Source organism: Mumia zhuanghuii (assembly GCF_042681565.1).
Classification (GTDB): domain Bacteria; phylum Actinomycetota; class Actinomycetes; order Propionibacteriales; family Nocardioidaceae; genus Mumia.
This window is the reverse complement of the sequence record NZ_JBHUFT010000002.1, coordinates 306,620-321,860: the sequence shown is the minus strand read 5'-3', so window position 1 is coordinate 321,860 and position 15,241 is coordinate 306,620. Positions and strand designations below refer to the sequence as shown.

Annotated in this window: 14 protein-coding genes; 1 reads left to right on the top strand and 13 read right to left on the bottom strand. The window is 71.1% G+C overall.

Going from position 1 to position 15,241, the window contains the following annotated elements; genetic code table 11:
• Window positions 1–6 precede the first annotated feature (6 nt).
• The 6 genes from ccsB to hemL are packed head-to-tail and all read right to left on the bottom strand — an operon-like array spanning window position 7 to window position 5,973.
• Window positions 7–978, bottom strand: a complete 972-nt coding sequence (gene ccsB / locus ACFSDF_RS04695) for a c-type cytochrome biogenesis protein CcsB (protein WP_167006041.1) — start codon at window positions 976–978, stop codon at window positions 7–9.
• Window positions 975–2,654, bottom strand: coding sequence for a cytochrome c biogenesis protein ResB (resB, locus tag ACFSDF_RS04690; RefSeq protein ID WP_167251530.1), 1,680 nt, complete (start codon window positions 2,652–2,654; stop codon window positions 975–977). Before resB ends, ccsB begins: the two co-directional genes overlap by 4 nt.
• The gene (locus ACFSDF_RS04685; protein ID WP_167006047.1) at window positions 2,654–3,415 is read right to left on the bottom strand and encodes a cytochrome c biogenesis CcdA family protein; all 762 of its coding nucleotides are present in this window, start codon (window positions 3,413–3,415) and stop codon (window positions 2,654–2,656) included. Before ACFSDF_RS04685 ends, resB begins: the two co-directional genes overlap by 1 nt.
• Complete coding sequence (locus ACFSDF_RS04680; RefSeq protein ID WP_377156448.1) at window positions 3,408–3,980, bottom strand: TlpA family protein disulfide reductase; 573 nt, start codon at window positions 3,978–3,980, stop codon at window positions 3,408–3,410. The genes ACFSDF_RS04685 and ACFSDF_RS04680 overlap by 8 nt, the downstream gene beginning before the upstream one ends.
• Complete coding sequence (locus ACFSDF_RS04675; RefSeq protein WP_167251528.1) at window positions 3,977–4,633, bottom strand: histidine phosphatase family protein; 657 nt, start codon at window positions 4,631–4,633, stop codon at window positions 3,977–3,979. Before ACFSDF_RS04675 ends, ACFSDF_RS04680 begins: the two co-directional genes overlap by 4 nt.
• Window positions 4,630–5,973, bottom strand: a complete 1,344-nt coding sequence (gene hemL / locus ACFSDF_RS04670) for a glutamate-1-semialdehyde 2,1-aminomutase (RefSeq protein ID WP_167251526.1) — start codon at window positions 5,971–5,973, stop codon at window positions 4,630–4,632. Before hemL ends, ACFSDF_RS04675 begins: the two co-directional genes overlap by 4 nt.
• Before the next feature lie 251 nt (window positions 5,974–6,224).
• Here hemL and ACFSDF_RS04665 point away from each other — a divergent pair, with 251 nt between their 5' ends.
• A complete protein-coding gene (locus ACFSDF_RS04665) occupies window positions 6,225–7,613 on the top strand; it encodes a lytic transglycosylase domain-containing protein (protein ID WP_377156445.1) in 1,389 nt (462 codons plus the stop codon).
• A gap of 3 nt (window positions 7,614–7,616) precedes the next feature.
• Here the strand turns inward: ACFSDF_RS04665 and hemB are convergent, their stop codons facing one another.
• From hemB to ACFSDF_RS04630, 7 genes are all read right to left on the bottom strand, one after another.
• Complete coding sequence (gene hemB / locus ACFSDF_RS04660) at window positions 7,617–8,609, bottom strand: porphobilinogen synthase (RefSeq protein ID WP_377156443.1); 993 nt, start codon at window positions 8,607–8,609, stop codon at window positions 7,617–7,619.
• A gap of 2 nt (window positions 8,610–8,611) precedes the next feature.
• Window positions 8,612–10,294, bottom strand: a complete 1,683-nt coding sequence (gene cobA, locus ACFSDF_RS04655; RefSeq protein WP_377156441.1) for a uroporphyrinogen-III C-methyltransferase — start codon at window positions 10,292–10,294, stop codon at window positions 8,612–8,614.
• A gap of 42 nt (window positions 10,295–10,336) precedes the next feature.
• Window positions 10,337–11,260 carry a hydroxymethylbilane synthase gene (gene hemC, locus ACFSDF_RS04650; RefSeq protein WP_377156439.1) on the bottom strand — a complete coding sequence of 308 codons (924 nt, stop codon included), beginning with the start codon at window positions 11,258–11,260 and terminating at the stop codon, window positions 10,337–10,339.
• On the bottom strand, window positions 11,257–12,573 hold the full coding sequence (locus ACFSDF_RS04645; RefSeq protein WP_167251518.1) for a glutamyl-tRNA reductase: 1,317 nt from the start codon (window positions 12,571–12,573) through the stop codon (window positions 11,257–11,259). Before ACFSDF_RS04645 ends, hemC begins: the two co-directional genes overlap by 4 nt.
• Window positions 12,570–13,253, bottom strand: a complete 684-nt coding sequence (locus tag ACFSDF_RS04640; RefSeq protein WP_167006070.1) for a redox-sensing transcriptional repressor Rex — start codon at window positions 13,251–13,253, stop codon at window positions 12,570–12,572. Before ACFSDF_RS04640 ends, ACFSDF_RS04645 begins: the two co-directional genes overlap by 4 nt.
• Window positions 13,254–13,404: 151 nt before the next feature.
• The gene (locus tag ACFSDF_RS04635) at window positions 13,405–13,677 is read right to left on the bottom strand and encodes a glutaredoxin family protein (protein WP_243843039.1); all 273 of its coding nucleotides are present in this window, start codon (window positions 13,675–13,677) and stop codon (window positions 13,405–13,407) included.
• Window positions 13,674–15,221 carry an AMP-binding protein gene (locus ACFSDF_RS04630; protein WP_377156436.1) on the bottom strand — a complete coding sequence of 516 codons (1,548 nt, stop codon included), beginning with the start codon at window positions 15,219–15,221 and terminating at the stop codon, window positions 13,674–13,676. Before ACFSDF_RS04630 ends, ACFSDF_RS04635 begins: the two co-directional genes overlap by 4 nt.
• Window positions 15,222–15,241 lie beyond the last annotated feature (20 nt).

Here is a 15,241-nt window from a genome sequence, read left to right as displayed (position 1 = left end):
GCGCGGCTACTTCGCGTACGAGTGCAGGCCGGGGAAGAACAGGTTGACCCCGACGAAGCTGAACATGAACGTCGTGAACGCGACCAGCGCGAGGATCGCGGCGGCCTTGCCCTTCCAGCCCGCGGTCGCGCGTGCGTGGAGATAGCCGGCGTACGCGACCCACGTGATGAACGCCCAGACCTCCTTGGGGTCCCATCCCCAGGGCCGTCCCCACGCGTGCTCGGCCCAGATCGGGCCCGAGATCAGCGCGGCGAACGTCCAGACCGGGAACGAGAACGCCGTCACGCGATAGGCGAGCTGGTCCATCGAGGCCGCGCTCGGCAGCCGCGAGAGATAACCCTTCGCGCCGCCCTTCGCCTCGGCTCGTGACTTCACCAGGTAGAGGATCGACGCGCCCGCACCGATGAGGAACCCGGCACCCGCGACGATCGCGGAGGCGACGTGGATGACGAGCCAGTACGAGTCGAGCGCCGGCACCAGTGGGCCGGCCGGGACGTACACCGTCATCGACAGGCCGAGCATCACCACGGAGAAGCCGAGCACCAGCGGCGCGAGCCAGTCGATCTTCATCCAGACGACCATCGCGAGGTAGCCGACGAGCACAACGGAGATGCCCGTCATCGCGAACTCGTACATGTTGCCCCACGGCACCCGCTCGGCGGCGAGTCCGCGCGTGACGACCCCGGCCAGCAGGACCGCCAGGCCCAGGACGGTCAGCGAGAGCGAGATGCGTCCGGCGAGGTCGCTGCGCTCCTCGGCGACGACTGCGTCACCGCCGTCGGCGGTCGCGCCGTCGACGGTGCTCGCGGCACCGGCACCAACGAGCGCGGGCTCCGCGACCGGCACGGAGCGCTGCGCGCGGACGGCCTTCGAGCCGAACGCCCACTGCGCGACGGACGCGAGCCAGGCGAGCGCGAGCACCGCCGTCGCCGACGCGATCGCGTAGTTCGAGAAGTTCGCGTAGTCCTCGAGAGTCATGCTTCGTCCCTTGTCGTGGCGGCCTTCGTCGGTGCAGCACTCGTCGGCGCAGCCTCTGACTCCGACACCGTGTCGTAGCTCGATCCAGTATGCCCCGTGCGTTCCTTGAGACGCCCCGTGAGGTCGTCGACGCTCTGCTCGACGTCGCTGCGCGGGACGCGGTCGAGCGCGGCGACCTCGACGAGCGTCGTGCCGTCCTCGCGGCGCCGGGCACGCACCCACGTACGACGCGGACGGATCATCAGCGACAGCACGAGACCGATCGCGCCGATCGACACTCCCCACAGCGGCACCATGACGCCGGGCTGCGCGCTGAACTGGAACCGCGCGAACTGGCGCAGCTCGACGAACTCGACCGTGCCCTTGCCGTCGGGAAGCGACACCGACTCACCGGGCGTGAGGATGATGCGCAGCGGCTTGTCGTCGTCACCCATGAACTGCGTCAGCTCGTCCTTGTCGAGCACGTAGACCGACTGCGCCTCGCCGTCGTCCAGCCCGAGGTCTCCGTAGTAGGCGAACAGCCCGAGCACCGGGTTCGCGGCCGCCGGGTGCGCCGACATCGGGATCTCCTCATCCCCGGTCGACACGCCGGTCGGCAGGAAGAACCCCTGGAAGCCGAGCTGCGTGGGACGTGCGTCCGGCACCTTCACGACACCGTTGGAGGTGTACGTCGGGTCCGACGGCAGGAACGGCACCGCGTCCTCGAACACCACACGCCCCTTGCCGTCCTTCACCCGGACCACCGGCGCGTAGCCCTGCCCGACGAGATAGACCGACGCGCCGTCGACGCGCAGCGGGTGGTTGACCTTGAGCTCGTACGGGCGCGGCTCCTCGCCAGGTTTGTCAGTCACCGTGCCGTACGCGATGAAACTGCGCGGCGCCCCGCGCTGCGGCCCCTCGAGCTCGAAGCGCGAGTCGAACTCGTCGAGCGTCATCGAGAACGGCGGCAGGTCGTCGGTGTCGAACAGCCCACCCGCGGTGAACTCGTCGAACTGCGTGAGCGTGTTGGAGTAGCCGCCGCCCTCGGCGACGATCGCGTTGCCGCGGTAGCCGAGCAGGCTCATCGATGCGACGCCGACGAGCACGACGACGAGGCTGACGTGGAAGACCAGGTTGCCGAACTCGCGCAGGTAGCCCTTCTCGGCACGCACCTCGCCCGCGACGACCGTCCCGGACTCGTCCGTCTCGGTGACGGTGTCCTTGCGGGCGAGGCCGAGGCTCTTGGCGGCGTCGTCGAGGACCTTCTCCACGTCCGCCGTCGTCTCGTACGTGGCCGACGCGGGCAGGCGCGAGAAGTTGCGGGGCGCCTTCGGTGGGCGGGCCCGCAGCGCACGGGCGTACACACCGACGCGCGGCACGATGCAGCCGATCAGCGACACCATGAGCAGGAGGTAGATCGCGCTGAACCACACCGACGTGTAGACGTGGAACGCCCCGAGCTTGTCGAGCACCGGGGCGAGGTCCGGGTGCCGCTCGACGTATGCCGCGACGGCACGCGGGTCGACACCGCGCTGCGGCACGATCGACCCCGGCACCGCGGCGAGCGCGAGCAGCAGCAGCAGGAACAGCGCCGTCTTCATCGACGTGAGCTGGCGCCACGCCCATCGCAGGGTCTCGAGGAGCGAGAGCGCGGGCGCGGTGGCCCTGCCCTTCGGTCCGCGACTCTTCTCGGACATCACACCACCGGTTCGAAGCTGCCGACCCAGGAGGTCAGCTCGGTCATCAGCTGCCCCCACAGCCCGGTCACAAGGAGCACGCCGACGACGACCAGCAGGCCGCCTCCGACGAGCGAGATCGCCCGCTGGTGACGACGCACCCACGCCGTCGCCCGCGCGAAGCGGCTGAACGCGAACGCCGCCAGCAGGAACGGCACGCCGAGGCCCAGGCAGTAGACGGCGGTGAGGAACGCGCCGCGCCCTGCCGTGCCCTCGTTGTACGCGAGGCCGAGCACCGCGCCAAGCGCAGGACCGATGCAGGGCGTCCACCCGATCGCGAACAGCACGCCGAGCAACGGCGCCACCGCGAGGCCGACCGACGGCACCGCGTGGACGCGGACGTCACGCTGCAGCCACGGGACGAACCCCATGAAGGCCAGTCCGAGCAAGATCACGATGATGCCCATGACGATCGAGATCGGACGCTCGTACTCGCGCAGCTGCATCCCGACCGACCCGAACAGCACCCCGTACGAGACGAAGACGGCGCTGAAACCGAGCACGAACAGCCCCGCGCCGAGCACCAGGCGTCCGCGCTGACGGGCGGACTTGCCGTCCGCCGCGACCTCGGCCGCGGTCATGCCGGAGACGTACGAGAGGTAGCCGGGCAGCAGCGGGACCACGCACGGAGAGAAGAACGACACGAGACCCGCGAGCAGCGCGACGCCTGTCGCGAGCAGCAGCGAGCCCGAGAGCACGGTGTCGTACGCCCAGTCACCCATCGCTGGCCTTCGCGTCGTCGATCAGCCCGCGCAGCGTCGACTCGGACACGGACCCGAGCATGCGCGCGGCGACGGTGCCGTCCGAGGCGATCACCCACGTCGTCGGCACCGCCATCGAGGGCAGGCTGTCGCGGAAGCCGAGCACGGTCTTGCCCGACGGGTCGTAGAGCGACGGATAGGTGATGCCGAAGTTCTCGTCGTACGCCTTCGCCGCCGCGCGCGAGTCGCGGATGTTGATGCCGAGGAACTGGACGTCGTCGCCCGTCTCGGCGTCGACCGCCGCGAACGCCGGCGCCTCGACACGGCACTCCGCGCACCACGAGCCCCACACGTTCACCACGACCGTCCTGCCGGCGAAGTCCTCTAGGGCGATCGGATCGCCGTCGAGCGACTCCCCCTCGAGCGCGGGAGCGGGCTTGCGCTCGCCCACCTCCGGGGCCGTGATCGAGCCGTCGCCGGCGACGAAACCACCCGTGGTCTCGTCGGCCTGCGTGGACGACGAGCAGCCGGCGAGCAGCGCCACGGCAGCGGCGGTGACGACGAGGCGGGCGAGGCGCACGGTCACGCGCCTCCGACGAACTTCTTGCGGAGCTTGGCCGGGATCAGGTCGCCGGCCGGCTCGTTGTAGGCGACCGCGACGGGCACGTCGCCCTCGTACGTGACCGACGTGACGCTGGCCAGCGAGCACTGGCGCTTGCGCGGGTCGTGCAGGTAGCGGCGGCGCTCGACGGTCAGCCGAGCCACCCAGATCGGGAGCTGGTGCGAGACGATGACGGCCTCGTGCCCGCGCGCGGCGTCGCGCGCGTCGGCCATCGCCTCGAGCATGCGCGCGGCGATCTGCTTGTACGGCTCGCCCCACGACGGCGTGCTCGGGTTGCGCAGCATCCACCAGACGCTCGGGTGCTTCAGCGAGCCGTCGCCCACGCCGAAGGTCCTGCCCTCGAACTGGTTGCCTGCCTCGATGACCCGCGGATCGGTCGTCACGTCGAGACCGAGCGTCTTGGCGATCGGCTCCATCGTCTCCTGCGCCCGCTCGAGGGGGGAGGCGACGAGGTGGGTGATGTCCTCACCGTCGAAGTACTCGGCCCCACGCTCGGCCATCTGACGGCCCAGGTCGGACAGGTGGTAGTCGGGAAGGCGGCCGTAAAGGACGCCTGCGGGGTTGTGCACCTCGCCGTGCCGCATCAGGTGCACGGTCGTACGGTCGCTGCTGCTCATGGGGCCATTGTCGCCGCAGCGGCACGTGCAGCGGGCTCCAGGGCTCGCTCGATGTCCTCGAGCGCGTCGGCATCCAGAGCGTCGGAGACGAACCACGCCTCGAACGCACTGGGAGGCAGGTAGACCCCGTGGTCGAGCATCGCGTGGAAGAACGCCTTGTACGCCGGCTGGCTCTGGGCCTGGGCGTCGGCGAAGTCGACGACCGGCTCCGTACGACCGAGGAAGACGCTGAACAGGTTGCCCGCGGCCTGCACGACGTGCGGGACGCCGGCAGCGTCGAGCGCCTTGGCCGCCAGGCCCTGGATCGTGCCCGAGACCTCGTCGAGGTGGGCGTAGACCGCGTCGGTGGCCAGACGCAGCGTCGTCAGCCCGGCCGTCGTCGCGACAGGGTTCCCGGAGAGGGTGCCCGCCTGGTAGACCGGCCCCTCCGGCGCGAGCTGGCGCATGATCTCCTCGCGGCCGCCGAACGCCGCCGCGGGGAAGCCGCCGCCCATCACCTTGCCGAAGGTCATGAGGTCGGGCGCCCAACCCTCGTGAGCGCCGTCGAGACCCCAGTGGCCGCTGCGGCTGACCCGGAACCCGGTCATGACCTCGTCGGAGACGAAGAGCGCACCGTGCGTGCGGCAGGTCTCGGCGAGGAATGCGTTGAACCCCGGCAGCGGCGGGACCGCGCCCATGTTGCCCGGCGCCGCCTCGGTGATGACGCAGGCGATCTGGGCGCCGTGCTCGGCGAACGCGGCAGCGACAGCCTCGCGGTCGTTGTACGGCAGCACCAGCGTCTGCGCGGTCGAGGCGGAGGGGATGCCCGGCGTCCCCGGAAGCCCGAACGTCACGACGCCCGAGCCGGCCTCGACGAGCAGCGCGTCCACGTGCCCGTGGTAGCAGCCGGCGAACTTCACGATCAGGTCGCGGCCGGTCCAGCCGCGCGCCAGCCGGATCGCCGACATGGTCGCCTCGGTCCCCGAGGAGACCATGCGCACGAGGTCGACCGGTGTCCGAGCGACGATCTCCTCCGCGAGTGCGACCTCGGGCTCGCTGGGCGTGCCGAAGGAGGTGCCTCGTACCGCCGCCTCGCGCACAGCCTCGATGACCTCGGGGTGCGCATGGCCCAGCAGCATCGGGCCCCACGACGCGACAAGGTCGACGTACGAGTTGCCGTCGACGTCGGTGAGTCGGGCGCCCTTGCCCTCGCGCATGAAGCGGGGCGTCCCACCCACGGCGCGGAAGGCGCGGACGGGCGAGTTCACTCCGCCCGGCGAGACGGCGCGGGCGCGGTCGAACAAGGTCTGCGAGATCTCGGAGCCAGGCACCCGGCCATTGTCCCCGACCGGGACAAGCATCCAGATCGGGTGGTCATTTCGGTCCTTCCCTCGCCAGCAGCCCCGAGATGTGATGCGATGGTGACCGGACGTGGGAACGACGGCCGGTAGCGACCCGAGGTCCCGTCTAGTGTGGAGGCTGAGGAAGTGCTGAATTTTGAGGTGACTGTTAGCCAGATCACCTGCACTTCCCTAAGGTGGGCTCCGAACACGTGGTGGCAACACATGTTCGGGACATCGCGAGATCGGGCTCACGAGGAGTGATGAGGCGAATGGCGGAACGCGACGAGCGCACCGAGCGCGGCGACAAGAGCAGCAGCTGGTGGCAGACGACCGCAGCGCTGCTCCCCTGCGCGCTCATCGCCGGCGCCTGGGGCGCCGCCGTCGCGATGCCGGGCCAGGGCGGTCCGGTCGACGCCGCCGCCTACACCGCGTACGACGAGGGGTCCCCCGAGGTCCCCGTGAGCGGCCCCAACCTCCAGGTCACGCCCGGTCAGGACCCGGTCCAGCAGCAGTCACTGAGCCAGGTCGCGGGTCCGCCCGTGGTCTCGGCCCCCTCGGACATCCCCGCGCCCGCCCTCGCCGCCTACCAGCGGGCCGCCAGCGTCATGGCCGCGACCAAGCCCGAGTGCAAGCTCTCGTGGGAGCTGCTCGCCGCGATCGGCCGCGTCGAGTCCAACCACGGCCAGTTCGGTGGCGCCACCGTCATGAGCACCGGCGCGACGACGCGCGCCATCATCGGGATCCCCCTCAACGGCACCAACAACACCGCACGCATCCCCGACACCGACAAGGGCGCCTGGGATGGCGACGCGGTCTGGGACCGCGCGGTCGGCCCGATGCAGTTCATCCCGTCCACGTGGACCTCCGTCGGGGTCGACGCCGACGGTGACGGCAAGGCCAACCCCAACAACATCAACGACGCGGCGCTCGGCGCAGCGGTCTACCTCTGTGTCGGCGGCCACGACCTGAGCACCGACACAGGCGCCCGCGCGGCGCTGATGTCGTACAACCGCTCCACCACGTACGCCGACCAGGTCCTGACGATCGCGCGCGGCTACGGCTCCGCCAACCCGATCGGTCTGCTCCCGAACGCCCCGTTCCCCGGCTCGCCCTCCCTGCCGCTGGGCCCCCTGGGTCCCACGCCGCTCTCCCCGCTCCCGGGTGGCCCGGGCGCCGGCAACTCACAGCCGACCCCGACGATCGTGAAGCTCACCGTCAAGCCGCCCAAGCCCGTCAAGCCCCCCAAGGGCAGCCTGACGGTCCAGCCCGGCAAGCCGACGCCTCCGCCGACGAAACCGACGGACCCGCCGACCAAGCCGACCGATCCCACGGACCCGACCACGCCGACGGACCCGACCGATCCGACCGATCCGACGACGCCGACGGATCCCACCGAACCCACGACGCCGACAGACCCGACGACGCCCACGGATCCGACGCCGACCGAGCCCAGCACTCCGACGGAGCCGGACCCGACCGACCCGCCGACGACGACGACGCAGCCCGACCCCGAGCCCACGGCGACCGAGCTCGCCCAGGTGTTCTGCGCGACGCTCGGGGTCAGCGGCGAGACGCTCCAGAAGTGCGTCGACGCCTACGTCACGGCGTACGCGAACGGCAAGGAAGCCGCCGAGGCTGCCGCGTCGGCCGCTGTCTGAGCCTCAGCGCGCGAGGCGGGCGGCGTACTCGCTCGCCCAGTAGGTCAGCACGATGTCGGCGCCCGCGCGCCGGATCGAGAGCAGGGTCTCGGCGATCGCGGCATCCCGGTCGATCCAGCCCTTGGCGGCGGCGGCCTCGACCACCGCGTACTCGCCCGAGATGTTGTAGGCCGCCACGGGCACGTCGACCGCGGCGCGGACCGAGGCCACCACGTCGAGGAAGCCCATCGCCGGCTTCACCATGACGATGTCGGCGCCCTCGGCGATGTCGAGGGCCACCTCTCGCAACGCCTCGCGGCCGTTGGCCGGATCCTGCTGGTACGTCCGGCGGTCACCCTCCAGCGACGACGACACCGCCTCGCGGAAGGGGCCGTAGAACGCCGACGCGTACTTGGCCGCGTACGCCAGCACCCCCGTGTCGGTGAGGCCCGCCTGGTCCAGCGCCCGGCGGATGACACCGACCTGGCCGTCCATCATGCCGCTGGGGCCCAGCAGGTGAGCCCCTGCACGCGCCTGGGCGAGCGCCATCTCGGCGTAGATCGCGAGCGTCGCATCGTTGTCCACCCGTCCGTCGGCGGTCAGGACGCCGCAGTGGCCATGATCCGTGAACTCGTCGAGGCACAGGTCCGACATCACGACCAGCGCGTCGCCGACCTCCTCGCGGACGTCACGGATCGCGACGTTGAGGATGCCGTCGTCGGCGACTGCGCCGGAGCCGGTCGCGTCCTTGCGCTCCGGCACCCCGAAAAGCATGACGCCCCCGAGACCGAGCTCGGCCGCCTCGACGACGGCCTTGCGCGCCGAGTCACGCGTGTGCTGGACGACGCCCGGCATGCTCGAGATCTCCCGCGGCTGCGCGAGCCCCTCGGCGACGAACATCGGCAGCACGAGCTGGCGCGGCTCCACCGACGTCTCCGACACCATCCGGCGCATGGCCGCAGTGGTGCGGAGACGTCGGGGCCGGACATCGGGGAAGGCGCCGTCGCGCGAGACCATCATCAGCTCCGGCGGCGCGAGCCCTTGGTGCGCTGCGACGGCTTGGTGACCGGGTCACCCGCGTCGATCATCGTCCGACGACGCTTCGCGCCGAAGTCCGCGAGCGCGTCGGCGAGGACCTCCGCGGACGGCGACGGCGCGACCACGTCGACCCGCAGGCCGTGCTCCTCGGCGGTCTGCGCGGTCGCCGGGCCGATGCAGGCGATCACGGTCGTGGCGTGCGGCTTGCCGGCGATGCCCACGAGGTTGCGGACCGTCGAGCTCGAGGTGAAGACCACCGCGTCGAACTTGCCGGACTTGATCGCCTCGCGGGTCGGCGCCGGCGGCGGCGCGGCGCGCACGGTGCGGTAAGCCGTCACGTCGTCGACCTCCCAGCCGAGCTCGACCAGACCGGCGACGAGCGCCTCCGTCGCGATGTCGGCACGCGGGAGGAAGACCCGGTTGATCGGGTCGAGCAGCGCGTCGTACGGCGGCCAGTCCTCGAGCAGACCCCGCGCCGACTGCTCCCCGCTGGGGACCAGGTCCGGGCGGATGCCCCAGGCGGCAATCGCCTCGGCGGTCTTCTCACCGACCGCGGCGACCTTGAGGCCGGAGAACGCGCGCGCGTCCAGACCGTACTCGTCGAATTTCTCGCGGACGGCCTTGACGGCGTTCACGCTGGTGAAGGCGACCCACTCGTACCGGCCCTCGACGAGGCCGCGCACGGCCTTGTCCATCTGCTGCGGGTTGCGCGGGGGCTCGACGGAGATCGTGGGGACCTCCTCGGAGACCGCGCCATAGCTGCGCAGACGGTTGGCGAGGGTCGCGGCCTGCTCCTTGGTGCGGGGCACCAGGACGCGCCAGCCGAACAGTGGCTTGGTCTCGAACCACGACAGCGTGTCGCGCAGGTTGACGACGTCGCCGACCACCGTGACCGCAGGAGGTGCCATCTTGGCGGCCTTGGCGTCGGCAGCGACCTTCTCGAGCGTCGAGACCAGCGTCGACTGCTCGGTGGTCGTCCCGACCCGCGTCATCGCGACGGGGGTCTCGGGGGCACGGCCGGCCTCCATGAGGCCGTTCGCGACGTCCTTGATCGTGTTGACGGCGCTGAGGATGACGACGGTCTGGTCACCGGCGTACGGGGCCCAGTCGATCTTGGTCTCGCCCATGCGGACGATGGCGACCTCGCGGTGCGAGCGGCTCGTCAGCGGGACACCGGCGTACGCCGGGACGGCCGACGCCGACGAGACGCCGGGAACGATCTCGAAGGAGATGTTCGCCTTGTTGCAGGCCTGAGCCTCTTCGGGGCCCGTCGCAAAGGTGAACGGGTCGCCCACGAGGAGCCGTACGACGTTCTTGCCACCCTTGGCGTGCTTCACGACCAGACGGCCGCGTGCCGACGGGGTCAGCACCCCGCCGTCCTCGCCGTGACCGCCGTCGACGACATCTGCGCCCTCGGGCACGAGTGCCGCCTGCTCCGGGGACTCGATGATCACGACATCGGCGGCGTCGATCAGCTCCTTCGCGCGGAGCGTGAGGAGGTCGGCGTCCCCCGGTCCTGCCCCGACGAAGCTCACGTGGCCGACGGGACGCGTCACGGCGTCCGGGGCCGTCGCGTCGTCGGCAGCACTGCCAGCAGGCGCGGCCTGCTCGGGCTCGCTCGCCTTGCGCTTACGGGTGGCGGTGGAGGTGCTCACGGTTCTCATTCCTCGTCTGCCTCAGGGGGACTGACTCACGGGGGTGTGTCTTCATGGGGCCACGGCTCGCATCAGCGAGTCGGCGCCCTCGGCGAGCATCTCGGCAGCGAGACGTTCGCCGATCCCGACCGGGTCCTGGACGGATCCGGTCGCGGACAGTCGGATGGACGGTGCGCCGGAGGGATCTCCGACGAAGGCGCGGAGCCACAGCTGGGGGGTGCCGTCGTCGTCGACGACCTCGGCCCACGCCCCCACGGGGGCCGAGCATCCCGCCTCCAAGGAGGCGAGCAGGCTGCGCTCTGCGGTGACGGCGGCGCGGGTCGCGTCGTCGTCGAGGTGGGCGAGCAGGGCGACGACCTCGCTGTCGTCGGCACGGCACTCGCACGCCAGTGCACCCTGCCCGGGTGCGGGGAGAACTTGCAGCGGGTCGAGGAGCTCGGTCGCGTCCTCGATCCTGCCAAGGCGACGCAAACCGGCGGCGGCCAGCACGACCGCGTCCAGCTCGCCGTTGCGGACCTTGCCGATCCGCGTGTCGACGTTGCCGCGAAGGCCGACCACCTCGACGCCGAGGCCCAGCGCGTTGAGCTGGGCGGCGCGCCGCGGGGAGCCGGTCCCGATCCGGGAACCGGGCGGGAGCTCGCCGAGCGTCAGACCGTCACGCGCCACGACGGCGTCGCGGGGATCGACCCGCGGCGGCACCGCAGCCAGCGCGATGCCCTCGGCGGGTGCGGTCGGAAGGTCCTTCAGGGAGTGGACGGCGACGTCGACCTCGCCGGCGAGCAACGCATCGCGCAGCGCCGACACGAACACGCCCTGACCGCCGAAGTCGGTCAGCGGCCTGCTGTTGCGGTCGCCCTCTGTCGAGATCGTCACCAGCGTGGTCTCGACGCCGGTGAGCTCGCTGAGGCGGTCGGCGACCTGCGCCGACTGCGTCGTCGCCAGTGCGCTCGCCCTCGTACCGACACGGAGGGTCATGCCTGACCACCTCCGCTCGAGAGCGGCTTGTCGACCGAGCTGACGGCCTCGATCGACGCGGGGTCGAGCGCGAAGAGGTCGGCAAGGGCGTTCGCGTACGTCAGGGCGTCCGGACGGCCGGCCATCTCCTTGATCCGTACGGTCGGCTGGTGGAGCAGCTTGTCGGCGACGCGGCGCACGGTCTGACGCAGCTCGGCGACCACCTCGGGATCGACGTCGCGCAGACGTCCTTCGAGCCGCGCGAGCTCGGACTCCACGACACCGGTCGCCATCGACCGCAGTGCCACCACGGTCGGGGTCACCTTGGCCGCGTGCCGCGCCGAAAGGAACGCCGCCACCTCGCTCGAGACGATGTCGCGGACGGCATCGATGTCGGCGGTGCCCTTCTCGTCGGCGAGCATCTCCTGCAGCGCCGCGAGACCGAGCACCATGACACCGGGCAGGCCGGCGACGTCGTCGTCGAGGTCACGCGGGAGCGCGAGATCGATCATCACGTACGGGGCTGCACGGCCCGTGGTCGCGCGGCGCACCTGGTCGGCGCCGATCACCGTGCCGGTCGCGCCGGTGCAGGAGATCACGAGGTCGGCGACGCCCAGCGCGTCGTCGAGCTCCGTCCACGGCACCGCGGTGGCGCCGATGCTGAGCGCGAGCCGTTCGGCGCTCGCGTGGGTCCGGTTGGCGATGCTCACACTCGCCACGCCACGTCGTGCCGCAGTGGCCGCAGCGAGGGACGCCATCGCACCGGCGCCGACGACGAGGACACGCATGTCCTCCAGGCGGTGGCCGGCCTTGGCGACCAGCTCGAGGGACGCGGCCACGAGCGACGGCCCTGCGCGGTCGATCTCGGTCTCGGCGTGGCCGCGCTTGGCGATGCGCAGCGCCTGCTGGAAGAGCACGTTGAGCGCGGGACCGACGGTCGCGTCGTCCTGGCCCCGCTGGAGCGCCGTACGGACCTGGCCGAGGATCTGGCTCTCGCCGACGACCATCGAGTCGAGCCCGGCGGCGACGGAGAACAGATGGGCGACGGCAGCGTCGTCGTAGTGGACGTAGATGTGGCGGAGCAGGTCGTTGCGGGTCAGCCCCGAGCGCTCGACGAGCAGGTCGGAGATGTCCTCGACGGACCCGTGGAAGCGCTCGGCCTCGACGTAGATCTCGACGCGGTTGCAGGTGGATACGACCAGCGACTCGCTGACGTGGCTCGCCTCGAGCGCGTCCTGGGCGACCTTGGCGATCTCTTCACCATCGAGAGCCACCTGCTCCAGCACGGAGACCGGCGCGCTACGGTGCGAGACGCCGACGACGAGGACGCTCATGCCTCGACCTCCACACCGGGGGCCCGCTTGCGCTGCTCGTGGTACGCGAGGATCTGGAGCTCGATCGACAGGTCGACCTTGCGGACGTCGACACCCTCGGGGACGGCGAGGACCGCCGGGGCGAAGTTGAGGATGCTCGTCACACCTGCGGCGACGAGACGGTCGGCGACCTCTTGCGCGGCGTCACCCGGGGTCGCGATCACGCCGATCGAGCATGCGTGCTCGGTGACGAGACGGTCGAGCTCGTCGGTGTGCTGGATCGGGAGGTCGCCGTGGACCTCACCGACGCGGCTGCGGTCGCCGTCGACCAGCGCGACGATGCGGAAGCCGCGTGAGCGGAACCCGCCGTAGTTGGACAGCGCCTGACCCAGGTTGCCGATGCCGATGATGACGACGGCCCAGTCCTGGTTGACGCCGATCTCGCGCGCGATCTGGTAGCGGAGGTACTCCACGTCATAGCCGACACCGCGGGTGCCATAAGATCCCAGATAAGACAAGTCCTTGCGGAGCTTGGCCGAGTTGACTCCCGCTGCCGCGGCCAGCTGTTCGGACGACACCGTCCGGAGTCCGGTCTCACCAAGACCGGTGAGTGCGCGTAGATAGACCGGGAGCCGCGCGACCGTCGCCTCAGGGATTCCCGAGACGGGCCGGCCGTTGGCCTGCGCTCGCAGCTGGTTCACATCGCTCCTGGCACCGCGGGAGGGGGTCCGGAATGTTGCCGGCGGGTTAACACCGGTGAACACCGGCTGCTCCACTGTAAGAGCTTGTGAACGTGAGAACAAAATCGAGGACGGGCTCCAGACACCGTGAGACGGGTCACGTCCTCGCTGCTCAGGCGGTGAGGGCCGTGCGCAGGCGCGTCGGGTCGACCCGCCAGAAGTCGTGCTGACGTCCGTCGACGAACGTCACTGGGATCTGCTCGCCATAGACGTGCATCAGCTCGGCGTCGCCGCTGATGTCGACCTCGCGCCACGTGACCCCGAGGTCGGCGCACACCTGGCCGACCAGCGCGACCGCGTCCTCGCACAGGTGACAGCCCGGCTTGGAGTAGACGACCACTCGTGCCGTGTCGGTTGACCGGCTCTCTGTCGGGTCCGTGCTCACTGCAGCCCCAGCACTCCTCGTCGCGCCTCGGCCGCCCGAAGGCGGCTCTTGGAGATCTCGCCGGTCGTCGTGTGCGGCAGCGAGTCCACGACCACGATCTCACGAGGAACCTTGAACCGAGCCAGGCGGCCCTGGGCGTGCTCGAGCGCAGAAGCGGCGAGCTCGTCGGCGTCGGCATCGGGGTGCGAGGCGACCACGTACGCCCGTACGGCCTCGCCGGTTTCACGGTCCTCGACACCCACGACGGCCACCTCCGCCACGCCGGGCGCGTCGGCGAGGACCTCCTCCACCTCCCGCGGGAAGACGTTGAAGCCGGACACGATGACGAGATCGCGGAGACGGTCGACGAGCATCAGATCGCCGTCGGCATCGAGGATGCCGACGTCGCCGGTGGCGAACCAGCCGTCGTCCTGCGGCCCTCCCGACCCGTCGGGCCAGAACCCGCTGAGCAGGTTGGGGCCACGCAGCCAGATCTCCCCCGGGTCACCGAGCTCGGCATCGGCGCCGTCCTTGTCGACCAGGCGGAGCTCGAGGCCCGCGACCGGAGCACCGACCGACGTGGGCTTGTCGCGCGGCCGCCCGAGCGTGGTCGTGACGACCGGCGCCGCTTCGGTGAGGCCGTACCCCTGCTGGAGCGGATGGCCCGAGGTTACGCCGAACTCCTCGACGAGATCGGCCTCGATCGGCGCCGCACCGCTGAGCAGGAGCCGGACGCCGGCGAGCGCCGCCTGGACGCCCGGCCGGCCGCACCAGGCGGCGACGACCGGAGGGGCGAGGGGCACCACGGTCACCCCGTGGCGTACGAGCACCTCGAGGGTCCCCTCGACGTGGAACCGGTCGACGAGCACGCTGCAGGCACCCTGACGCACGGCCTGCCCGAGCACGGCGTTGAGCGCGAAGACGTGGAAGAGCGGAAGCATGATCACGACGACGTCGTCGGGCCGCACGGGTGCGGGCTCGATGGCCGCGACCTGCTCCATGTTGGCCAGCAGGGCGCGATGGCTGAGGATCACGACGCGCTGGTCGGTCGAGGTGCCCGAGGTCGCCATCAGCAGCGCTGTGGTCTCGGGATCCGGCGGCGCCGGCGGGAGTCCGTTGGGGCCGGGCGTGACCTGGAGGAGCTCGGAGAACGGTCGTACGGGAGCCTGCGGGGCCTCGTGGCCTGTGACGACGGTCGGCAGCCCGGCCCGGGCGAACGCGTCAGCCCACTCGGCTTCGCAGACGACGAGCCGGACACCCGTGGTGGCGCACAGCGCGGTGACCTCGTCGCGAGGCGCACGAGGGTTCGCCGGGACCACGATCAGGCCGAGGCGGAGCGCGGCGAAGTACGTGACGGGCAGCTCGAGGCGGTTGCCGAGCACGAGCGCGACACGCTGCCCGGCAACGAGCCCCTGCCCGGAGAACCACGCCGCGACGCGCGAGACCTGGTCGTCGAAGGCCGCCCAGGTCAGGGCGCGCTCCGCGCCGTACCCCTCCACGAATGCTGTGCCGTGAGGGTCGGCCATCGCCAGCCGGCCCGCGAGCTCCGCGACGTTCACCGTCATGGCGACGAGTCTGACACAGC